A 20,686-nucleotide genomic window follows, 5' to 3' on the forward strand; every position below is an offset into this window, starting at 1 on the left:
CTGCCCTGTGGCAGCACATCTGGCGTAACGCGTCAAAGCTTAATCGGGCCTAATGTGGCCATTCATCTGCCAGCAGTCCCCACATCCACGTGTCGGCCCAACCGATGTGCGTCTTCATGGTGTGGCGCAGGTGCCCTTCGCGGGTGAAACCGAGCCGATCGAGCAAGGCATTGGAGCGGCGGTTGCGCGGATCGACATCGGCGAAGACGCGGTGGAAGCCCTCCACCCGGAACAGGTGGGTGATGAGCGCGGTCACGCATTCGCGTGCTATCCCCTGACCTTCATTGCCGGGCACCAGGATATAGCCGATCTCCGCGACCTGCTCGACGTTGCTGCTGGCGACCATGCGGAATACCGGCGCACCTCCAGCATGCGGTTCGCATATCCACGTCCGCCCGCCCCATTCGCCACCGCTGTCGAACAGGTAATCGCGAAACTCGCCGCGATCACCGAACGGACCGCGCGACCAGTAGCGCATTTGCTCTTCGTCGGAGAAGGCCGGCCACAAGGCGCTTTCGTCACCCTGCTGCAACGGGCGGCAGGTAAAGCGCGGCGTGGTCAGCGTGGGTGTGTCAGCCATTGCCCGTAAGGTGGGCGACCAGCGCCTTCACCTTTTTCTGCCGCCACTGCGGGCGCGGAGCGAGCAGCCAGTACGACCGGCGGCAATCCTCGGGTTCGCCGATAGCCTCCAGCCGTCCGTCGGCGAGGGCTTCGGACACCAGCGGCAGCGGCAACCATGCGCGCCCCAGGCCGGCGATGGCCGAAGACAGCACCTGCCCGGCATTGCCGACGTGCAGCGCAATACGGGCGCCTTCGGGCGGCTCGTAGGTGGGCCAGGAGATCCAGCTTTCGGGAGCCCCCGGCGCGGCCACGCAAACCTTGCATCCGCCGACCAGCTTTTCGCCCTCGAGCTCGTCCGGACCCTCGACCAACCGGATGGCAAGGTCGAGGTTGGCCTCGGTGAAGTCGGCGTTTTCGTCCGCGGTCAGGTGCACCGTGACGTCGGGATTGTCCTTTCGGAATGCCGCGAGGCGCGGGGCGAGCCACTGGGCATAGAATTCGCGCGGACAGGCAATGGCGTAGTTCGACGAGCTCTGCCCGGCCTGCATGGCCTGCACGCTTTCCTCGAACTTGAGGAAGCCGTCACGCAGCGAATCGAGGCCCGCTTCGGCCTCTCCCGTCAGCTCCAGCCCCTTCGAGGTGCGGCGGAACAGCACCACGCCCAGCACGTCTTCCAGCGCACGGATCTGCTGGCCGACGGCGGCAGGCGTCACCGCCAGTTCGTCTGCGGCGCGTGTGAACGAGAGGTGCCGCGCGGCGGCATCGAATACGCGCAAGGCGTTCAGGGGCAGGTGCGTTCGTTTCATGGTGCTTGGAGGTGCACTTAGGGAGGCGAGCGGCTGGCGGCAAGATTCTTGCACAACAGCTTGACCGCACCCCCGCCGGCAGACAGTTTCACCTGTAACAGGGAATCCTTGGAGTCATTGATGATCCGCATGTTCGCCGGCCTCTTGGCCGCTATTGTCCTCCCCGTGCTGGCTCTGACCGCTCCGGCACAGGCGCAAAGCTTCATCGACGGCACTTTCGACCCCGCGATTCCCACGTTGGAAGAGGCGGTCGGCCACCCCACCGGAGCGCAGATCAGCCGCCCTGAACAGGTGATCGCCTACATGCAGGCGCTGGCCGAGGCGGCGCCCGAACGTGTGCGGCTGGTGGAATATGCGCAGAGCTGGGAGGGGCGTCCGCTGGTCTATGCGGTGATCTCCAGCGCAGCGAACATGGCGCGGATCGAGGCCGTGCAGGCGGACATGCAGCGCATTGCCGCCGGCGGCGCGCCCGCCGCGGATTCGCTGCCGGTGACCTGGCTTTCCTACGGCGTGCACGGGGACGAGATCAGCAGCTCCGACGCCGCGCTGGCGCTGGCTTACCACCTGCTGGCCGCGCAGGGGGACGAGCTTGTCGACACCATCCTCGGCAATAGCGTGGTCATCATCGATCCCATGCAGAACCCCGACGGTCGCGCGCGCTTCACCAACAGCTACTACGCGCAGCTGGGCATCGCGCCTTCGGGCGACCGCTATACCGCCGGGCACGACCAGCCGTGGCCGGGCGGGCGCTACAACCACTACCTGTTCGACATGAACCGCGACTGGTTCGCGCTGACCCAGCCGGAAACGCAGGGCAAGGTCGCCGCCGTGCGCGACTGGCAGCCGGTGGTCTATGTCGACGCGCACGAGATGGGCGGCGATTCGACCTACTTCTTCCCGCCGAGCGCGGACCCGTTCAATCCCTACATCACGCCAGACCAGCAGGCGAAGCAGCACGTGCTGGGCCGCAATATCGGCGCCTGGCTGGACCGGCTGGGACAGCCCTATTTCACCCGCGAGGTCTTCGACGCCTTCTACCCCGGCTACGGCGACACCTGGCCGACGCTGAACGGATCAATCGCCATGACCTTCGAGCAATCGTCGTCGCGCGGGCTCGTCTGGGATCGCAGCAACGGCGAGGTGCTGACCTACGCCGACACCGTGCGCAACCACTTCGTCTCGACGCTGGCAACGGCGGAGACAGTGGCGCGCAATGCCGACATGTTCCTCAATGACTATGCCGCCTACCGCCGTACCGCCGCGCAGGGCGATGCGGGCAGCGGCTGGTTCGTGATCGACCTGGCGGACCGCCGCTGGAACGCCGAGCAACTGGCCCGCCGGCTGGCGCACCAGGGTGCGCGCGTGGGGCGTGTGGACGGCCCGGTCAGCGCCTGCGGGCGGAGCTACCCGCGCGGCTACCTCTCGGTCTCCATGCGCCAGCCCACCGCGCGGCTGATCCGCAGCCTGCTGGACCGCGACGTGGAACTGCCCGCCGACTTCATCGACTCGCAGGAAGAACGCCGCGCCAGCGACCTGCCGCACGAGATCTATGACACCACCGCCTGGTCGGTCGGCCTGATGAGCGGGCTGGACGTCGCCGAATGCGCCAATGCCGCACAGGGCACGCTGATCGCGGCAGATGAGCCGGTGCCCTCGCTGGCCAGCGCCGACGGAGCCTTTGGCGTGGCCGTGCCGTGGACCGACAGCGGGCAGGTCCAGCTGGTGGTAGAGGCGCTGAAGCGCGGCCTTGTCGGCCGGGCAACCGACACCGCCTTCACTGTCGATGGCCGCACCTTCCCGCGCGGTACCGTGGTCTTCTCCCACGGCGACAACCCCGACATGGACAATGCCCTCACCACCCTCGCCGCCGCCATCGGGGCCGAGACCGCGCCGCTCGACAGCGGCTGGGTCGAGGACGGGCCGAACCTCGGCAGCGAGAGCTTCGTGCGGCTGGCCGCGCCGCGTATCGCCATGGTCTGGGAAGACGGCGTCTCGCCGCTGTCGGCGGGCGCCACGCGTTACGTGATCGAGCAGCGCTTCGGCTTGCCCGTCGCCCCGATCCGCAGCGGCACCGTGGCGCGCGCGCAGCTGGACGACTGGGACGTGATCGTGGTGCCCGACGTCTACACCCTGCCCTCCTCCGCCCGCTCAGCCCTCGTCACCTATGTGCGCGGCGGCGGGGTGCTGGTGGCCTATGGCGACGCCCTGGCGAGCTTCGCCAGCGGCGACGACGCGCTGTTCTCCACCAGCCGCGAAACCGTGCTGGGCGGCGATCCCGACGAAGAAGAGGCGGGGGACACCGTGGCCGGCACGGCGATCGAAAGCGAATCGGAATACCGCGAAGCCATCGTCGATCCCTCGCGCCGTCCCGACACCCTGCCGGGCGCGCTGCTGAACACGGTGGTCGACGGCGAGAGCTTCCTCGCTGCCGGTTACGACGGCAATCCGCCCACCGTCTTCGCCGACGGATCGCTGATCCTGACCCCGCTCAACCTGACTAACGGCACCAACGTGGTGCGCTACGCCGGGCCGGACGAGTTGGTCGCGTCAGGTTATGTCTGGGACGAGAACCGCCGCCAGATGGCCTACAAGCCCTACATGATCGCCGAACAGACTGGCCGCGGCCTCGCCATCGGCTTCGTGCACGACCCGACCGTGCGCGGTTACCTCGACGGGCTGGACCTGCTGCTGGCGAACGCGGTGATTATCGCACCCGCCAGGGTGCGCTGATTACCCCTCCTGCTCCGCCGGAGCAGCGAGGGTAAAGTGGGGAATGGCGACTTCGAACAGCGTGCCGTCGGCATGGGTGAAGGTGTAGTGGCCTTCCATCGCGCCCATGTTGGTGGTGAGTTCGCAGCCGGACACGTAGTCGTGCGTCTGTCCGGGCTGGAGCACCGGAGTCTCGCCTACAACGCCCTCGCCATCGACGAGGTTCACCATCCCGTTCGAATCGCTGATGCGCCAGTGGCGCGTCTTCAGCTGGATCGTCTCGTCGCGACCGTTCTCGATACGGATATGGTAGACCCAGAACCAGCGCCCGGCCCCCACACGCGACTGTTCGGGCATGAAATTCACCGACACGCGCACGGTAACCCCGGCGGTGATCGCGACATGCTGGAACAGCGAAGAGATGGCGGCCTGAGTCATTACCCGCGCAGCGTAACGGGATTCCGTCCCGTCACAAGGGGACTCTCGCATCAGTCCGCCGGATTGTGCCGCGCGAGGAAGTCGACCAAGGCATCGTACCAGGCCTGCCGATCCTCATCGCTGGTGAAACCGTGGCCGGATTCCTCCAGCGACAGGGTCTCCAATTCGACTTCGGCATCATCGGCCCGGTCTTCCATCAGTTCGAACTGATCGTACGGCACGCGGCTGTCGCGTTCGCCATGAGCCAGCAACACAGGCCTCGTCAGCCGCCCCACCTGCACGGCAGGCGAGATATCATCGAGGTCGAAGTCAGTCTGGTCCCCGTCGTAGCGTTCCGTGTGCCGCCTGCGGGAACGGCCGTAAAGGTAGTCCCGATTGTGCGCGAGCTGCCGTTCCCAGTGCATGACTCCGGCGAAACTCGCGGCACAGCGATAGATTTCCGGATTGCGGATTACGCCCCAAACAGCGGCAAATCCGCCATAGCTGGCCCCGACGATACAGACCCGCTCGGGATCGACCGTGCCGTCTGCCACAAGGTGGGCCACAGCGTCGTCGAGGTCGTCCTGCATCAGGCGGCCGACCTGTCCGTCCCCCAAGCGTTCGAACGCCTCTCCATAGCCACCGGAACCGCGGAAATTGGGCTGGATCACGGCATAGCCACGGTTGGCCAGCAGCTGCACCGTATCATCGTAGCGGTCGGTGTCGCGAATGCCGTAAGGGCCGCCATGCGGATAGACGACCAGTGGCAGACTCCGTGCCTCGCGTCCGCGCGGCAAAGCAAGGTAGGCATGGATCGAGGTGCCGTCACGCGCGTCGTATCGGATCGATCTCGGCTCCACCAACAGTTCTGCGGCGACTTGCGGTCGGATTTCCCCGAACAGGTCAAGCTGCCGGTCCTGCGGGCTGAAAACATAGAGCGCACCCGGGTCTGCCGACCCCGATTGCACCACCAGCATGCGGCTGCGATCCTCGCTCCAGTCGAGAATCGTCACCTCGCTGCCCGGCAAGGCCTCGGTCAACCGTGCTCGCCAGCGACCGACCTGTGGATCCAGCCAGACGCGGCGACGGCTGTCGCCGGAGAAGGTGACGGCAATCGGCTCGCGGTTCTCATCGAACGTGACCGCATCGACGTCCTCGTCGGGCGAACTGAAGATGACTTCTCCGGGCTCAAACCGGCTGAAGTCGAAGGCGATCAGTGCATAGCGATCTTGTCCTTCCGGGATCGCCAGCGCGTAGCCCGTGTCGCTGCCGGCGCGCAGTCCGAGGAAATCCCAGTAGGCCAGCGCGCCCTCGTCGTCGCGCCGCACTCGGACAACCGTTTCCCAGTCCGCTTCGGCATCGCGGCGATAGCGCAGGCCAACCCTGCCCCGGGTGCGGCTGGCGATACCGATCCGGATCACGCCCGTCTCGTCGGCGATCCAGGAGGAAACGGCACTGTCTCGCCTTTCCACCAGCTCTCCGGGAATGGTTTCCTCGGCATCGGAGTTCAAATCGAAGCGCCAGACGTCAGGCGGCGCGAACAGGTTCTCGGAAATGGAGACCAGCACGTATTCACCATCGCGATTGTAATGGATGACGTTGTCACCATCGAAGCCCATGCGGGGAACGGCGAGCATGCGCATCCGGCGGGGTTCGAAATCGAAGGCCACCAGCCGGCTGTATGGCAGGCCATAGGTGGGATCGTTGCCGGTCATGGAAATCAGCAGGCGATCGTTGCCCAACCAACGGAACCACTTAAAGTTGTCGGGATTGCCCAGCCCCATACCATCGACCAGCTCCAGCGTGCTGCTGTCGAACACGCTGATGTACTGCCGTTCGTCCCGGATGGCCGACAGGGCGAAGCGCGAGCCGTCGGGCGAAAGCTGCGCGTCATACAATTGGGACTGCGCGGCAAAGGCGCTGGTGGGAATTTCCTCGGGTATCTCGTCGGCGGCGCGCGGCTCGATCAAGGTCTCGGCCTGTGCCTCCACCTGGGCCGCTGCCGGGAAGCCTTGGGCCAGCAAGACCGCCACAATGCCAAAGGCAAACCGCCTGAAACCCGCCACGCTCATAGGTCCCTCCCAAAACGAAGGAAGCTTAGCGCAAACAGAAGCTTGGGCAATATGCCCGGCCTATCAGAGGCCCACTTTCCCCAGCGCCTGGTCGAGATCCTCGATCAGGTCGGCCACGTCTTCCAGGCCCACGTTGATGCGCAGCATGCCATCCTCGATACCTGCTTCCGCGCGGCCCTCGACGCCCATGTTGTAGTGCGTGGTGCTGGCCGGGTGGCACATCAGCGACTTCGAATCGCCGATGTTGTTGGAAATGTCGATCAGCTCCAGCGCGTTGCACAGCGCCATCGCCTGCTCCTGCCCCTTGGGGGCAATGAACGAGAATATCGGGCCGGCGGCGACCATCTGCCGCTGGCACAGCTCGTGTTGCGGATGGCTCGGCAAGCCGGGATGCAGCACGCGCAGGCCGCGCTCCTCGAGGAACTGGGCCACCTGCAACGCGCTCGCGCTCTGCGCGGGCGCGCGCAGCGACAGGGTTTCGAGGCCCTTGAGCACCACCCAGGCGTTGAACGGCGCGCAGATCGGCCCGGTGTTGCGCTGGAAGGGGGAAAGCTTCTCCTCGATCCACTGCTTCGAAGCGCAGACGGCCCCCGCCATGACGCGGCCCTGTCCGTCCATCAGCTTGGTGGCCGAATAGGCGACCACGTCGGCGCCGAAGTCGATCGGCTTCTGCAGCACCGAAGTGGCAAAGGCATTGTCGACCACGGTTGTGATGCCCTTCGACCGGGCGAGGCTGCAGACGAATTCAAGGTCCACCAGGTCCATCGTCGGGTTGGCGGGCGTCTCGAAGAAGAAGGCCTTGGTGTTGGGCTGCACGGCGGCTTCCCAGGCGGCATTGTCCGTGCCGTCCACCACCGTGTGGGTGATGCCGAAGCGGTTGAGCACGTTGTCGAGGATCCAGCGGCACGAGCCGAAGGCCGCGCGCCCCGCGACCACGTGATCGCCGGCCGACAGCATGCACAGCAGCGCAGAGGTCATGGCCGCCATGCCGCTCGCCTGCGCCAGGCAGGCCTCGGCGGCTTCCATGGCGGCGATGCGATGCTGCAGCATCTCGACCGTCGGGTTCTTGAAGCGCGAGTACTGCATCCCCTCGGCCTCGCCGGCAAAGCGCGCGGCGACTTCCTCGGCGCTGTCGTAGGAATAGCCCGAGGTGAGGAACAACGCCTCGCTGGTTTCGCCGAACTGGCTGCGTGCGGTGCCCGCGCGCACGGCCTGCGTGGCAGGACGCCATTTCGCGGTGACGGAAGGATCGGATCCGGTGGTTTTCTTCATTGCCGTGCCGATCTACGGACAGCCTTTCGTCACGGCAAGCGGTGAAACGCGGGAACAGGACCAAGCAGGCAAAACGCCATCAGGACACCGGTCAACGACCATGGATGGATACACGGCGGCGCTGCGCCGATGTTCGTCGGTGCCTTTGGCGACACGTTGGTCCAGTGGTTTGCACGGTCTGGCGGCTAAGGGCGGCATCCTGGACCGGACCTATTGCTTACCGGCGCGGCGGCGCTAAACCCCGGCCTGCATGAGCGTTCCGCCAGACCAATCCCGCGACCCGATCCTGTGGAATTCCGCCATTGCCCTGGCCTTCCTCGTGCTGTGCCTGGTGCGTATCGGCGTGCCCAGCGAAGCCTACTTCGACGAGGTGCACTACCTGCCCGCCGCGCGCGCCGTGCTGGATCTCGACTGGGCGACCAATATCGAGCACCCACCGCTGGCCAAGCAGCTGATCGCCCTCGGGATTGCGCTGTTCGGCGACAATCCCTTCGGCTGGCGGATCATGTCGGTGCTATTCGGCACGCTGGCGCTGTTCGCCACCATGCGCGGCATGTGGTTCGCCAGCCAGACCCGCGCCGCCAGCCTGCTGACGGGGCTGTTCGTGGCGACCAATTTCCTGCTCTTCGTCCACGCGCGCATCGCCATGCTCGACGTGTTCATGGTGGGCTTCCTGATGCTGGCGCTGTGGATGTGCGCGGGCGCGGTGCGCGAGAACGAGACGGCGCGCTGGCGGCTGGCCATTGCGGGCCTGGCGCTGGGTGCGGCCATGGCGAGCAAGTGGAACGCCATCCCCCTCGCCGTGCTGCCGGGGCTGACCTTCCTTGCCGCGCGCCTCTACGCCGGACGCCGCCGCCCGGTGCGCTCGGTGCGCGGATGGCCCGTGGGCGGCATGAGCCTGTGGGAAGCGGCAATCTGGCTCGGCGTGGTGCCGCTGCTGGTCTATGCCGCCACCTTCTGGCCCTTCCTCTTCTGGCAGGTGCATTCCGGCCAGCCGGAGGGGCTGGTCGACCTGCACCGCACCATGCTGGCCATGCAGACGCAGGTGCCCGAACCGCATCCCTACCAGAGCCAGTGGTGGGACTGGGTCATCAACAGCCGGGCCATCTGGTATCTTTACGAGCCGATCGACGGCGCCCAGCGCGGGATCATGCTGATCGGCAACCCGTCGACCATGTGGTTCGGCCTGTTCGCCCTCGCCTGGTGCGCCTGGGCGGGCTGGAAACAGCGGCGCAGTGACTGCATCGCGCTGGTGGTGCTCTATGTCGCCAGCCTCGCCCTGTGGGTGGTCGCTCCCAAGGCGGTGCAGTTCTACTTCCACTATTTCCTCGCCGGCATGGCGCTGAGCGCGGCACTGGCGCTGGCCGTCGAACGCCTGTGGCAGCGCGGCGAGCGGATGGTGCCCTTGGCCATCTGCCTGGGCGCGGTCGGCTTCTTCGCCTTCTGGTACCCGATCCTGACCGCCGCCCCGCTGGGGGACGATCAGGACTTCCTGATGTGGGCCTGGACCGGCGGCTGGCGGTAACCTCCCAAACGACAACGGCCGGCCCCTTTCGGGACCGGCCGCCTTTGTCTTGGAGTGTCGTTGTCGTTTAGGCGACAGCGCGGCCCGAGCCACGCGGACCAGCCACGAGCCACACGATGAAGCCGATGACCGGCAGCACGATGATGCCCAGTGACCACAGCGCCTTGGCGGGCAGCGAAGAGCCGCTCACGAGCACGTTGTAGATTGCGTAGATGTCCAGCAGCAGGACAAGAAGTCCAAGGATTTCCATGATTTGCTCCTAACCTTTAGACGCCGGGGGGTGTGCGTCCTTCTTGAACCTAGGAACGGGTGGAAATCGGGATTGGTTCCGATTTTGTCGATCCGCAGGCGCGGACAGGCGGCCTAGCGGCGGAAACGGCCCCAGACGAACTTGCTCGACAGGGCGTAGTTCCAGACCGAGGCAATCGCCACGCCGACCAGCGCCGCGCCCCACCAGACGAGGCCCTTCTGCTCCAGCAGCGTCGCCACCGCGACATTGGCGAAGGCACCCGCCGCGCAGGCGCCGCAGAACTTCAGCCAGCCCCAGAACATGTCCTGCGCGCCCGACAGCTTCTTGTCGCGGTAGGTCAGCAGGTTGTTGAGCCAGAAGTTGAAAGTCATGGCCACCATGGTGGCAGTCGCCTGGGCGAGGCCGAAGCCGACCTCGTCGGGCCAGTAGATCGCCGCCAGCACGGCCATGTGGACGAAGACGCCCAGCCCGCCGACCACGCCGAACAGGGCAAAGCGCACCGGCACCCAGCGGCCCAGGTAGCGTTCGATCAGGCCAGCTGCGAAATCCAGCACCACGCCGTGGTCCAGCTTGCTTTCGCCGGTCAGGCGTTCGGCGAACTTCAAGGGGAATTCCTTCACTTTGAGGCGCGGCTCGGCAGTAGCGAGGATGTCGAGCATGATCTTGAAACCGATGCCGGAGAGGTTCTCGGCCTGCTTGCGCAGCTGGTCGGTGCGGAGCAGGAAGAATCCGCTCATGGCGTCGGTCAGCTCGGTGCCGGTCAGCTTGCGGGCCAGCGCATTGGCCACGCGGCTGCCCTTCTCGCGGCCCTTGCTCGACAGGCCATCGGCATTGCCGCCCACGGCAAAGCGGCTGGCATAGGCAAGGTCGTATTCGCCCGATTTCACCGCTTCGAGCATGTCCTTCAGCAGCGCGGGATCGTGCTGGTGGTCGGCATCCATCACCGCGACGAAAGGCGCAGCAGTGGCGCACATGCCCTCGATCGCGGCGCTGGCGAGGCCGCGGCGGCCGATGCGCTGGATCACGCGGATACGCGGATCGGTCTGCCCGATGCGGCGGGCTTCCTCGGCAGTGCCATCGTGCGAATTGTCGTCGACGAAGACGGCTTCCCAGCCCGAGGGGCCAAGCGCCTGCTCCAGCCGTTCGACCATCGGCGCGATATTGCCGCGCTCGTTGAGCGTCGGCAGCACGACAGCCAGCTCCAGCGGACGGGTAGCGGCATTCGCGCGGGTCTGAAGGTCGTCGAGGCTCATGTCCATGCAGGCGGGTTACGGCGTAATATTAACCATAAGGTTACCGCCGCACCACTTACAGCCGCGCCAGTACCGCGTCGCCGACTTCCGTGGTGCCTGCCGAACCGCCAAGATCCGCGCCCGTCACGCCGTCTTGCAGCGCCTTGCCGACGGCGGCTTCGATGCGCGCGGCCTCGGCTTCGAGGCCCAGCGAGTGGCGCAGCAGCATGGCCAGCGAGAGGATCATGGCCATCGGATTGGCCTTGCCCTGCCCGGCGATATCGGGCGCGGAGCCGTGGATCGGTTCGTACATGCCGAAGCTGCCGAATTCGGTCTGCCGTTCGCCAAGCGCGGCGCTGGCGAGCAGGCCGATCGAGCCGACGCACATGCTCGCCTGGTCGGACAGGATATCGCCGAACAGGTTGCCGGTGACGACGACGTCGAACTGGCCGGGATTGCGCACCAGCTGCATGGCGGCATTGTCGACATACATGTGGCTGAGCTCGACATCGGGGTATTCCGCGTGGGTTTCGATCACCACGTCGCGCCACAGCTGGCTGGTTTCGAGGACATTGGCCTTGTCGACGCTGCACAGCTTGCCCCTGCGGCCCTGCGCGGCGCGGAAGGCGACATGGGCGATGCGGCGCACCTCGTCCTCGGCGTAGGACATGAAGTCGTAGCCCTGCCGCCGCCCGTCATCGAGCACGCGCATGGCCTTTTCGCCAAAGTAGACGTCGCCGTTGAGCTCGCGCACGATCAGCAGGTCGATCTGGCTGGCAACTTCGGGACGCAGTGCGGACATGTCCTCCAGCCCCGGGAACATGGTGGCGGGGCGCAGGTTGGCGAACAGGCCCAGCTGGCTGCGCAGGCCGAGGATGGCCTGCTCGGGACGCAGGTGGCGCTCGAGGTTGTCGCAGGCGGGATCACCCACCGCTCCGAACAGCACGGCATCGGCGGCCTTGGCCATTTCCAGCGTTTCGGGCGGCAGCGGGTGGCCGTGCGTACGATAGGCCGTACCGCCCACGTCGCCTGCGAACAGCACCAGGCCAGGCAGGCCCAGCGCGTCGAGGACGCGGCGCGCCTCGGTCATGATTTCGGGTCCGATCCCGTCACCGGGGAATAGTGCGATTTTCATCAGTCTTCTTCTTCAGGCCATCCGTCCAAGCAGTTCGCGCAAGCGCTGCCGCGCGGCCATAACGCCTCCGGCGCGGTCGGCAAGCAGGTAGTGGTCCAGCGAAGGGCCGATGGCGTCCATCGCCTCCAGTACCTGCTCCATGTTGCCTTCGGGCCGCTGGTCTGCCCCGCCATAGCCCATCTCGCGCATCAGCAGGATCTCGTAGCCGACCAGCGCCCCGGCCCAGCCCCGTGCGGACGGCGCGTGGCAGATCGCCGTCAGAGCGCCCCCGAGCGCCTCGTAGAGTGGCGGATAGGGCTGGCGTTCGGGCAAGACGGCGGCTGTCAGCGCGGTAAGCCAGCCGATGGCGGCAGCGGGCAGCGGCTCGGCCAGCCACGGCCCGCGGCTCTCGGTGAGCTCGACCTTGGCGAAGGGCAGTTGGCTGTCCGACTTGGCGGACAGCTGCACCTCCACCGCGTTGCCGGGGATCATTACCGGCCGCAGGTTGCGCCCGCGCCCGCCCGCGACATAGCCCGCGACCAGTCCGAACTCGTCGGTCAGGAACCGCGCAACCACGGCCGTCTCGCCATGCTGGCGGGCGGCAACGAGGATGGCGGGGGCGCGGACATGCATGGCCAAGGCTCTGCAAGCTGGCGGCTTTACAAGCAATGGGTTATGTTGCCCGCGACAACAATCTGGGGAGAGGTACATGCGGAAGGGATGGGCAATTGCCGCCGGACTGGCGCTGGCTGCAACATCGATGACAACACCGGCCGCACTGGCGCAGGACGGAGCGCCGGTGGATCAACAGGTCGAGCTACTGTCGGAAATGTGGGCGATGGCTGGCATCTGCTCGCAATATGGCCGCTATGTCGTGCGCACCGACGACCTTGCAGACCGGCTGAACGACGAAATCGCTGCGGTCGATCCGGACCGGCAGAGCGCGATCATCAACCGCAAGGAAGACAAGCTCGAAGAGATCACCGCGACGATGAACGGGCTGCTGGAAATGCCTCCCGGCGGACGCCGCGAACGGGCGATCGAGGAGAACCAGATGGCGCTGATGACGCGCTGCCAGCGGCTCGCCAACCACGACCTGGCAAGCGAATTCTTCGATAGCCGGATCTAGCGGCGGGGTTAGCCCTGCTTGGCTTCCAGCGCGGCGATCCGCGCTTCGAGGTCGTCGACCTTCTCGCGCGCCTTGGCGGCCATGTCCTTCACCGCGTCGAATTCCTCGCGGCTGACGAAGTCGAGCCCGCCCATGGCTTCCTTCATGCGTTCGCGCGCGCCATCACGCGCTTCACGCGTCATGCCTGCCAGCGTACCTGCGGCGGAGTTGGCGACCTTGACGAAGTCGGAGATGATCTTGTTTTCGCTTTGCATGGGTAAAGAATGGTGGCGGGAGCGCGGGAAGGCAAGCGAGATTGTTTGTTTTTCGCAGCCGCGGAGGCGGCTGCGAAGAACTAAAGCTCTATCCTCTGAATTGCTCCGCTCTCCTCGACCTCGCTGGCGTCCGGATTGGCTTGCAGGAACTGGTAGTTGAGCAAGGTCGCGAACAGCACCCAGGCGAGATAGGGCAGCAGCAGCACGCCCGCCCATTTGCGCACCTTGAAGAACAGCACCACGGTGATCAGCAGCACCACGTCCAGCGCGACGATGATGATCTGCGCCAGCATGATGTCATGCATCGCGAAGAAGGCGGGCGACCAGGCGAGGTTGAGCGCGAGCTGGACGATGAAAAAGAAGACCGCCCAGCCGCGCCGGCGCGATCCCCAGGCCGCGCAGACCATGGCGAAGGACAGGCCCATCATGAAATAGAGCGCCGTCCAGACGATGCCGAAGGTGGCCGGCGGCGGGAACAGGTCGGGCTTTTCCAGCGCCTGGAACCACGGACTGCCCGCGCCGCTACCGCTCAGCTGGCCGGACAGGAAGCCCAGCAGCATCACCAGGGGCACGAGGAACAGTGCCCAGCGTATCAGGCTGGCGCGCAATTGCGCGGGACTGGCGAGGCGGTTCATCGGGAAAGCAACTCCGTGATTCGTCTTGGCAAACAATCTGACGGCGGCCTGTTCTACTGGCAAGCGTCCCGAAGTCCTAATGCGCCGAGTAGATTGTCAGCCCCCGCGGCCGAAGCCGCGAGAGGCGCTGACGAGGAACTCGACATTGCCCTCGGTGCCGGTGATCGGGCTTTCGGTCAGGCCCTCGATGGTCCAGCCGCCCTCCTCCAGCCAGGCGCAGACCTCGTCGCAGACGCGCTGGCGCAGTTCGGGTTCGCGGACGATACCGCCCTTGCCGACCTCGTTCTTGGCAACCTCGAACTGCGGCTTGATCAGCGCCACCAGGCGGCATTGCGGCGCAGCCAGCGCCAGCGGCACTTCCAGTACCTTGGCGAGACCGATGAAGCTGGCATCGCAGACCACCCAGTTGCACGGACGGTCGATGATCTGAGGCGTCAGCGCGCGGGCATTGGTCTGCTCGAGCACGGTGATGCGCGGGTCCTGCCGCAGCTTCCAGGCCAGCTGGTTGGTGCCGACGTCGACGGCAAAGACATGCTCCGCCCCGTGGTGCAGCAGCACCTCGGTAAAGCCGCCGGTGGAGCTGCCGATATCCATGGCCACGGCGCCCTTGGGGTCGAGCCCGAAGTGCTCGATGGCATGGGCCAGCTTGACCCCGCCGCGCCCCACCCACGGATGATCGCGCCCGCGCACTTCGACCGCCCAGTCTTCAGGCACTTGCTGGCCGGGCTTGCCAATCCGTTCGAGCTTTCCCGGAGGCCCGCCGAAGACCAGCCCGGCCATCACCAGCGCCTGCGCGCGGGTGCGGCTTTCCGCTTCGCCGCGCTCCACGAGCAACTGGTCGATCCGGCGGCGAGATGGCTTGCGCTCGTTCATCGGCAAGGCGATAGAACCGGCAAAGGCAATCCGTCCAGATGGATCGAATCCCCAAAGGATATAAACCCATGCAATTCCGCCATGTCCTGCTGGTATCCCTCGCAAGCGCCGCGCTGGCCTCCTGTGGCAGCAGCGACGACGCCGAAACATCCGATGAGCTCGCAGCGCCCGAACCGGTGCTGACCAGCGCACCCACCCCCACGGCCGCGCCCGATGGCACGGCGCTGGTGCCCGGCAGCTGGACGGTAAACCAGAGCGCGGAAGGCGGCTTCGCGGCCTTCGGGGAAGAAGGCGCCGAACCCGCCCTGCGCATCGATTGCGACCGCGCCAGCGGCGCAGTCACCCTCACCCTTGGCCGCGCCGCCAGCGCGGACGAGGCATGGCGCATCGACGCCGGCGGGGAAGCCGCGCGGATCGACATGATGCCGGTCGCTGGCGGTCTCACCGCCCAGATCGAAGGCAGCCTCGCCATCTTCCACGCCATGTCCAACGCGGGCGAAGTCGTGGTGCTCACCTCGCCGACAGGAGAACGCATGCAGTATCCCACCCACCCCGGCATCAGCCAGGTGCTCTACACATGCAGTTGATCCGCCACTTTGCCGTCGCCGGTGCCGCAGGATCGCTCCTGCTGGCCCTGCCCGCCGCCTGCTCGCCCGCCGCACCCGAAGCGCCTGCCGCTCCCGGGCCGCAAGCCTCACAGGCCGAGGACCACAGCTGGATGGACGAGGCGCAGACGCCGGGCGACTGGCGCTACGTCGCCGAGACCACCGAGACGGCGGCCATTTTCGGGACGGGCCAAGAAGACGGCGTCCAGTTGATCATCGCCTGCGACATCCTCGCCAGCCGCGTCAGCATCAGCCGCATTGGCGCAAGCGAGGGCGAGACCTCGATGATCATCCGCACCGAAACGCAGACCGGCGCCCTGCTGGCCGAGCCTGCCGTCAGCTTTGCCCCGCTGCTGCTGGCCCATGTCGATGCGCGCGATCCGCTGCTGGATGCCATCGCCTTCTCCAAGGGCCGTTTCGCCGTGGAAGTGGGCGGCACCGAGCCGATCTACGTCCCGGCCTATCCGGAAATCACCCGGGTGATCGAGGATTGCAGAAGTTAGGATTGGTTGTTTTTCGCTCGCACTTCCGTGCGAGCGTCCTCGCTAGACGCGCTGCGCGCCCGCTGCGGGCGGGCGGTCGCCCTTGCGGACCTCAGGGCCGTGCCCCACGACACGTCAGCTAGCTGGCACTGATCTCGTGCGCGACCAGTGCACGACCGAGCACGCGCGCGACCCGCAGGTGCCCCGCAACGGAGCGCAGCGTAGTGGAGGGATCAGCGCCGAGGACGAAGGCGCGGAGGCGCCTTCGAAAAACAAAAAAAGGAGCCCATGGCTCCCTCCCAACGCAGACGGGATATTCTGACTGTGAAAAAGAATTAATCAAGGCTTGTTTTAACCGGTTCAGCGATTCACAACAGGCATCAAGACCAGCAACACATGCGGGTCTTGGACGCCGGTGAAACGGCAGTTCTGGCTTTACAGCGCGAAAGGAGGTGATCCGATGTCTCATGGTTCAGCAGGGAGGTCGGAAACGACCCGTGCGGAGCATATTCGGTAGTCTTCAAATCGCCGAGTAAGGCTTCGTTGGCGGTGTAACGACCGCTGACCATGCGAAGGCCAGTTCCACGAAAGGGTGGGACTGGCCTTCTCATTTTGTGGGCTGCCGCCTCGGGGCCAGAATTGACTCGGCATGGTGGACAGGGTGATCCATAAACCCGACATGACCGAGGCCAGACCCGACAAACTCCTCTTGCGCCGCCTCGGCCAGCACCTGCGCCGCCAGGACTGGTTCGCGGTGACAGTCGAGTTCGTTGTCGTGGTCGTCGGTGTGTTCCTCGGCCTGCAGGTGAACAACTGGAACGTGGAAGCCCAGGAGCGCCGCGACGAAAGGGCAATCCTCGAACGGCTGCATGAAGAGACCGGCAACCTGCTCGAGGTCGTGCGTGCGGAACGCGCCAGCCTGCAAACCAAGGTTGATGCGCTGCACAGCGTGCAACCGGTCATCTTCTCAATGGAGCCGGTGCGGCCGCTTACGGCTGTCGAATGCGAAGTACTTGCCTACTCGCACGTCTACCGGAAACCCTCCGACGAACTGCCGATCCTTGACGAGATGATGGACACCGGCCGCTTCGACCGCTTGCAGGATCCAGAGGTTCGGCAGATGCTGCGATCCTATATCCTGTTTCGCGAACGCCAGCGTTCCAACCACGAAGAGCGGACGAACGAGCTCTACCGCCTCTATAGCCGTCATCCCGACGCGATCAGCATGACCGTGGTTCCCGCAGACGCAGACCATTCGGCAACTGCTGCGGTACCGAGCAATGAAGCTTACGAATGGCGTCCCGTGTGCGATGTCGGAAGCATGCTCGCGAACCAGCAGTTTCTCAACGAAACCTTCGACAACATGGGGCGCAACAGCATTTTCCTGTCCTCCTATGCCGAGCGCGAGGAAATGCTCACCAGGTTGCAGCAACACCTGGCTGAATTGGTCGGATCCTGACCCGGCCCAATTGGCCCGCCCTCAATATTCCGGATCGAAAGCCAGTCCGATCTCGTCCACGTAGACCAGCAGCTCGTCGATATCGGGGTGATCCGACATGATCGGCTTGTCGCCCACCAGCGAGCGTGGCGGCTGGCTGACCGGGTAGTCGTAGGCCAGCACCATGATGACGCGGCACGGCCCGATGCGCTCGAATTCGCCGCCGCGGAAGTCGCTGACATTGCCGCCGGCATCCCAGCCGAAACCGTAGAATTCGAACGGTGCGCCGTTGATCCCCTGCACCCGCGTGATCGAATCCCCGTTGCGCAGGTTGCGCACGGACCACAGCGACGGCGCATTGGCGCGGACGAAGTCGACCCGGTCGCGCCGCTCGCTGGTGAAGGCCACCTCGATGCGGCGTTCCGGGTCCTCGGGCCAGAGGATGACACCCGGCAGGGTCTCGCCTTCCGGTCCCGCCAGTTCGGCCACCTGCACGGAATCACCATAACGCGCGCGCAGGGTTTCTACCGTGTCTTCGCTGCCGACCGGATAGGTGCAGGTGAGTTCGGTATCCGGACGCTCGGCAGAGGTGGGGGCTGGCGCAGGAACTGGCGCGACCATTGCGGGTACCGGCATGGCCTCGGGCGTTTCCCCAGCAAGCGCCTCCTCCTCAGGCAAATCAGCAATGATCGGCTCCGCCATTTCGCATCCTGCCAGCAGCAGGGCCAGTGCCAGGCCATAAGTCTTCGTCGCAAGCATGGTCATGGCAGGGGAATAACCGGGCGAAAAACCTGCAACCATGCCAATACTATGGTCGCCCGGCGCGACATCCTCTTGCCTCGTCACGCGCCCGCTACTAATCGCCGGGACCTATGCAATTCGAACACCTGCCCCACCCTGCCCCCGTCGCCGCTGCCGACCGCGAGGCGCTGATTGCCGATCCCGGTTTCGGCAAGGTCTTTACCGACCACATGGCCATGGTCGATTACGACACCGGAGAAGGCTGGCACTCGGCCACCATCGGACCCTGTGCGCCCATCCCGCTGCATCCCGCATCCAGCGTGCTGCACTATGCGCAGGAGATCTTCGAAGGGCTGAAGGCCTACCGCCTGTCCGACGGGTCGATGGCGCTGTTCCGGCCCGACGCCAACGCCCGGCGCTTCAACGCCAGCGCGCGGCGGCTGGCCATGCCCGAGCTGCCCGAGGACGTGTTCATCGACGCCTGCAAGCAGGTGGTGCTGAAGGATGCCGACTGGTTCCCCCCGATCGAAGGCGGCTCGCTGTACATCCGCCCCTTCATGTTCGCCAACGAACACTTCCTCGGCGTGCGTCCGGCGACCAAGTACAAGTTCCTCGTGATCCTCTCGCCCGCCGGCAACTACTTCAAGTCGGGCGCCCCGGCGGTATCGGTCTGGGTCAGCGAATATACCCGCGCGGCCCCCGGCGGCACGGGCGAGGCCAAGTGCGGCGGCAACTATGCCGCCAGCCTTGTCCCGACCGGCGAAGCCTTTGAAAAGGGGCACGACCAGGTCGTGTTCCTCGACGCGGCAGAACACAAGTGGATCGAGGAACTGGGCGGCATGAACCTGTTCTTCGTGTTCGATGACGGCTCCATGATCACCCCGCCGCTGGGCGGCACGATCCTGCCCGGTATCACCCGCGACAGTCTGATGACCCTCGCCCGCGAGCAGGGCCTCGACGTGCGCGAGGAGCGCTATTCGCTGGACCAGTGGCGCGAGGATGCAGGAAGCGGCAAGCTGGTCGAGACCTTCGCCTGCGGCACGGCAGCCGTGGTGACGGCAGTCGGCAAGGTGGCTGGCCGCGATGGCGAGTTCAGCATCGGCACCGGCGGCCCCGGCCAGATGACCAGCAAGCTGCGCGAACAGCTCGTCGGCATCCAGCGCGGCACGGTGGAGGACAAGCACGGCTGGGTCGTGCGACTGTGAGGCGGCTGCGTTTTTTCCGCGCCATCGCGCTGGTCGAAGGCGTCACCACGCTGGCGCTGTTCCTGGTCGCCATGCCGATGAAGTACTGGATGGGCGATGACAGCCTGATCCGCCCGGTCGGCATGACCCACGGCGTGGCCTGGCTGGCCTATATCGCCGGGATGATCGCCCTGCTGCCGGGCAACGGCTTCTCGTTCCTCGACTATCTGCGCACCTTCATCGCCGGGCTGTTTCCCTTCGGCACCTTCCTCAACGATCCGCTCGTGCGGCGGCGGCGGGATGCGCTCGCGCTGGCCTAGCCCCATGTGGCGAGCGGCGCTCGCCTATGGTGCGCTGATCGCGCTGCTTTCACTGCTGCTTGCCTGGCTCGACTGGCGGCATGTCACCCGCATGTGGTCGACCGAGGCCTATGTGCTGGCGATCGCGGTGATCTTCGCCGCGCTGGGCCTGTGGCTGGGCGTCCGCCTGACGCCGCGTCGCCGCCCCGCCACGTTCGTCCGCAACGAACGCGCCCTTGCCAGCCTCGGCATCTCCCCGCGCGAGACCGAGGTGCTCGACCTGCTGGCGCAAGGGGCGGCGAACAAGGTGATCGCACGCAGGCTCGACATCTCTCCCAACACGGTGAAGACCCATGTCGCCCGCCTGTTCGAGAAGCTGGGCGCGAGCAACCGGACAGAGGCCATCGCCAAGGCACGCGAGTTGCGATTGCTGCCGTAAGTTCGGGTTATTTTGCCCAAATCACCCATCTGGGCGATAGTGCCGGCAAGGGGCCGGTGGCAGCCATGTGCCACCACCAAGGGAGGCAATCCATGACCCAGACACGCTTGATACTTACCTACGGAGTTATCGCAGGCCTCGTTCTCGAGCTTGTTTTCCTCAGCTCATTCATCGCCGGAGCCCCTTCGACCGAATGGGGCATGGTTGTCGGCTACCTCACCATGTTTATCGCGCTCGGCATCGCCTTCGTCGGAGTGAAACGATATCGCGACGTGGAGCTTGGCGGCGTGATCCGCTTTTGGCCCGCCTTCTGGCTCGCGCTCGGCATGACCATGGTCGCATCGCTGTTCTACGTGCTGGGATGGGAAGCCTACCTCGCCATCAGCGACAGCAACTTCATCGCCGACTACATGGCCGGCTACGTCGATGACTTGCGCGCTGCAGGCGCCAGCGCGGCGGAAATCGCGGCGGCCGAGGCAGAGTCGGCGGAACTGGTCGAGAAGTACTCGAATCCGTTCTACCGGATGCCGCTTACCTGGACCGAGATCGCACCTGTGGTGCTGGTCGTGCCGCTGGTGAGCGCCGCCCTGCTGCGCAATCCGCGCTTCTTGCCCAAGACCGCGTAATCGCACATGCTCACCCCGACGCA

At 65.8% G+C, this 20,686-nt stretch carries 23 protein-coding genes; 10 read left to right on the forward strand and 13 right to left on the reverse strand.

Translation table 11 applies throughout. The features are described 5' to 3' along the window. Positions 1 to 49 precede the first annotated feature (49 nt). Together AAEO60_RS08620 and AAEO60_RS08625 are read right to left on the reverse strand one after the other, a co-directional pair. The gene (locus AAEO60_RS08620) at positions 50 to 580 is read right to left on the reverse strand and encodes a GNAT family N-acetyltransferase (RefSeq protein WP_341673242.1); all 531 of its coding nucleotides are present in this window, start codon (positions 578 to 580) and stop codon (positions 50 to 52) included. Beyond that, the gene (locus AAEO60_RS08625) at positions 573 to 1,367 is read right to left on the reverse strand and encodes a LysR substrate-binding domain-containing protein (RefSeq protein WP_341673243.1); all 795 of its coding nucleotides are present in this window, start codon (positions 1,365 to 1,367) and stop codon (positions 573 to 575) included. Before AAEO60_RS08625 ends, AAEO60_RS08620 begins: the two co-directional genes overlap by 8 nt. A 120-nt stretch (positions 1,368 to 1,487) precedes the next feature. Here AAEO60_RS08625 and AAEO60_RS08630 point away from each other — a divergent pair, with 120 nt between their 5' ends. Then, positions 1,488 to 4,097 carry a M14 family metallopeptidase gene (locus tag AAEO60_RS08630; protein ID WP_341673244.1) on the forward strand — a complete coding sequence of 870 codons (2,610 nt, stop codon included), beginning with the start codon at positions 1,488 to 1,490 and terminating at the stop codon, positions 4,095 to 4,097. On the opposite strand, the gene apaG is transcribed toward AAEO60_RS08630, so the two are convergent. The 3 genes from apaG to AAEO60_RS08645 all read right to left on the reverse strand — a co-directional run bounded on the left by apaG (position 4,098) and on the right by AAEO60_RS08645 (position 7,837). Then, the gene (gene apaG, locus AAEO60_RS08635) at positions 4,098 to 4,499 is read right to left on the reverse strand and encodes a Co2+/Mg2+ efflux protein ApaG (protein WP_341673563.1); all 402 of its coding nucleotides are present in this window, start codon (positions 4,497 to 4,499) and stop codon (positions 4,098 to 4,100) included. A gap of 65 nt (positions 4,500 to 4,564) precedes the next feature. Continuing rightward, positions 4,565 to 6,526, reverse strand: coding sequence for an alpha/beta hydrolase family protein (locus tag AAEO60_RS08640; protein WP_341673245.1), 1,962 nt, complete (start codon positions 6,524 to 6,526; stop codon positions 4,565 to 4,567). Positions 6,527 to 6,628: 102 nt separating this feature from the next. Then, the gene (locus AAEO60_RS08645) at positions 6,629 to 7,837 is read right to left on the reverse strand and encodes a trans-sulfuration enzyme family protein (protein ID WP_341673246.1); all 1,209 of its coding nucleotides are present in this window, start codon (positions 7,835 to 7,837) and stop codon (positions 6,629 to 6,631) included. Between the two features lie 250 nt (positions 7,838 to 8,087). Here AAEO60_RS08645 and AAEO60_RS08650 point away from each other — a divergent pair, with 250 nt between their 5' ends. After that, complete coding sequence (locus tag AAEO60_RS08650; protein ID WP_341673247.1) at positions 8,088 to 9,362, forward strand: glycosyltransferase family 39 protein; 1,275 nt, start codon at positions 8,088 to 8,090, stop codon at positions 9,360 to 9,362. A gap of 67 nt (positions 9,363 to 9,429) precedes the next feature. On the opposite strand, the gene AAEO60_RS08655 is transcribed toward AAEO60_RS08650, so the two are convergent. The 4 genes from AAEO60_RS08655 to recO form a co-directional block, all read right to left on the reverse strand. After that, complete coding sequence (locus tag AAEO60_RS08655) at positions 9,430 to 9,612, reverse strand: PLD nuclease N-terminal domain-containing protein (protein ID WP_341673248.1); 183 nt, start codon at positions 9,610 to 9,612, stop codon at positions 9,430 to 9,432. A gap of 113 nt (positions 9,613 to 9,725) precedes the next feature. Continuing rightward, positions 9,726 to 10,865: a glycosyltransferase family 2 protein gene (locus AAEO60_RS08660; RefSeq protein WP_341673249.1), complete on the reverse strand. Its 1,140-nt coding sequence runs from the start codon at positions 10,863 to 10,865 to the stop codon at positions 9,726 to 9,728. 55 nt (positions 10,866 to 10,920) lie between these two features. Continuing rightward, positions 10,921 to 11,979, reverse strand: coding sequence for a 3-isopropylmalate dehydrogenase (leuB, locus tag AAEO60_RS08665; protein ID WP_341673250.1), 1,059 nt, complete (start codon positions 11,977 to 11,979; stop codon positions 10,921 to 10,923). 12 nt (positions 11,980 to 11,991) lie between these two features. Continuing rightward, positions 11,992 to 12,591: a DNA repair protein RecO gene (recO, locus tag AAEO60_RS08670; protein WP_341673251.1), complete on the reverse strand. Its 600-nt coding sequence runs from the start codon at positions 12,589 to 12,591 to the stop codon at positions 11,992 to 11,994. Positions 12,592 to 12,667: 76 nt separating this feature from the next. Here recO and AAEO60_RS08675 point away from each other — a divergent pair, with 76 nt between their 5' ends. Beyond that, positions 12,668 to 13,087: a hypothetical protein gene (locus AAEO60_RS08675; RefSeq protein WP_341673252.1), complete on the forward strand. Its 420-nt coding sequence runs from the start codon at positions 12,668 to 12,670 to the stop codon at positions 13,085 to 13,087. Positions 13,088 to 13,095: 8 nt separating this feature from the next. Here AAEO60_RS08675 and AAEO60_RS08680 read toward each other — a convergent pair whose 3' ends face one another. The 3 genes from AAEO60_RS08680 to AAEO60_RS08690 all read right to left on the reverse strand — a co-directional run bounded on the left by AAEO60_RS08680 (position 13,096) and on the right by AAEO60_RS08690 (position 14,849). Continuing rightward, a complete protein-coding gene (locus AAEO60_RS08680; protein ID WP_341673253.1) occupies positions 13,096 to 13,341 on the reverse strand; it encodes an accessory factor UbiK family protein in 246 nt (81 codons plus the stop codon). A gap of 80 nt (positions 13,342 to 13,421) precedes the next feature. Continuing rightward, entirely contained in the window at positions 13,422 to 13,976 is a 555-nt protein-coding gene (locus AAEO60_RS08685) for a TspO/MBR family protein (RefSeq protein ID WP_341673254.1), read from the reverse strand. A 96-nt stretch (positions 13,977 to 14,072) separates the two neighbouring features. Beyond that, positions 14,073 to 14,849, reverse strand: coding sequence for a TlyA family RNA methyltransferase (locus AAEO60_RS08690; RefSeq protein WP_341673255.1), 777 nt, complete (start codon positions 14,847 to 14,849; stop codon positions 14,073 to 14,075). A 68-nt stretch (positions 14,850 to 14,917) separates the two neighbouring features. Here AAEO60_RS08690 and AAEO60_RS08695 point away from each other — a divergent pair, with 68 nt between their 5' ends. The 3 genes from AAEO60_RS08695 (at position 14,918) to AAEO60_RS08705 (ending at position 17,395) form a co-directional block, all read left to right on the forward strand. After that, entirely contained in the window at positions 14,918 to 15,436 is a 519-nt protein-coding gene (locus AAEO60_RS08695; protein ID WP_341673256.1) for a hypothetical protein, read from the forward strand. Next, entirely contained in the window at positions 15,427 to 15,957 is a 531-nt protein-coding gene (locus tag AAEO60_RS08700) for a hypothetical protein (RefSeq protein WP_341673257.1), read from the forward strand. Before AAEO60_RS08695 ends, AAEO60_RS08700 begins: the two co-directional genes overlap by 10 nt. Positions 15,958 to 16,585: 628 nt before the next feature. Next, positions 16,586 to 17,395 carry a hypothetical protein gene (locus AAEO60_RS08705; RefSeq protein WP_341673258.1) on the forward strand — a complete coding sequence of 270 codons (810 nt, stop codon included), beginning with the start codon at positions 16,586 to 16,588 and terminating at the stop codon, positions 17,393 to 17,395. A gap of 21 nt (positions 17,396 to 17,416) precedes the next feature. Here the strand turns inward: AAEO60_RS08705 and AAEO60_RS08710 are convergent, their stop codons facing one another. Continuing rightward, positions 17,417 to 18,139: a hypothetical protein gene (locus AAEO60_RS08710; protein WP_341673259.1), complete on the reverse strand. Its 723-nt coding sequence runs from the start codon at positions 18,137 to 18,139 to the stop codon at positions 17,417 to 17,419. Between the two features lie 107 nt (positions 18,140 to 18,246). Between AAEO60_RS08710 and AAEO60_RS08715 the strand changes: the two genes are divergently transcribed. From AAEO60_RS08715 to AAEO60_RS08730, 4 genes are all read left to right on the forward strand, one after another. Beyond that, entirely contained in the window at positions 18,247 to 19,320 is a 1,074-nt protein-coding gene (locus AAEO60_RS08715; RefSeq protein WP_341673260.1) for a branched-chain amino acid aminotransferase, read from the forward strand. Continuing rightward, on the forward strand, positions 19,317 to 19,619 hold the full coding sequence (locus AAEO60_RS08720) for a DUF3817 domain-containing protein (RefSeq protein ID WP_341673261.1): 303 nt from the start codon (positions 19,317 to 19,319) through the stop codon (positions 19,617 to 19,619). The genes AAEO60_RS08715 and AAEO60_RS08720 overlap by 4 nt, the downstream gene beginning before the upstream one ends. 4 nt (positions 19,620 to 19,623) lie before the next feature. After that, on the forward strand, positions 19,624 to 20,037 hold the full coding sequence (locus AAEO60_RS08725; RefSeq protein WP_341673262.1) for a helix-turn-helix transcriptional regulator: 414 nt from the start codon (positions 19,624 to 19,626) through the stop codon (positions 20,035 to 20,037). Between the two features lie 92 nt (positions 20,038 to 20,129). After that, positions 20,130 to 20,663 (forward strand): DUF4199 domain-containing protein, encoded by a 534-nt coding sequence (locus AAEO60_RS08730; protein ID WP_341673263.1) that lies wholly within the window; start codon positions 20,130 to 20,132, stop codon positions 20,661 to 20,663. Positions 20,664 to 20,686: the final 23 nt, after the last annotated feature.

Source organism: Aurantiacibacter gilvus (assembly GCF_038289935.1).
In the GTDB taxonomy this organism is placed as follows: domain Bacteria; phylum Pseudomonadota; class Alphaproteobacteria; order Sphingomonadales; family Sphingomonadaceae; genus Alteraurantiacibacter; species Alteraurantiacibacter gilvus.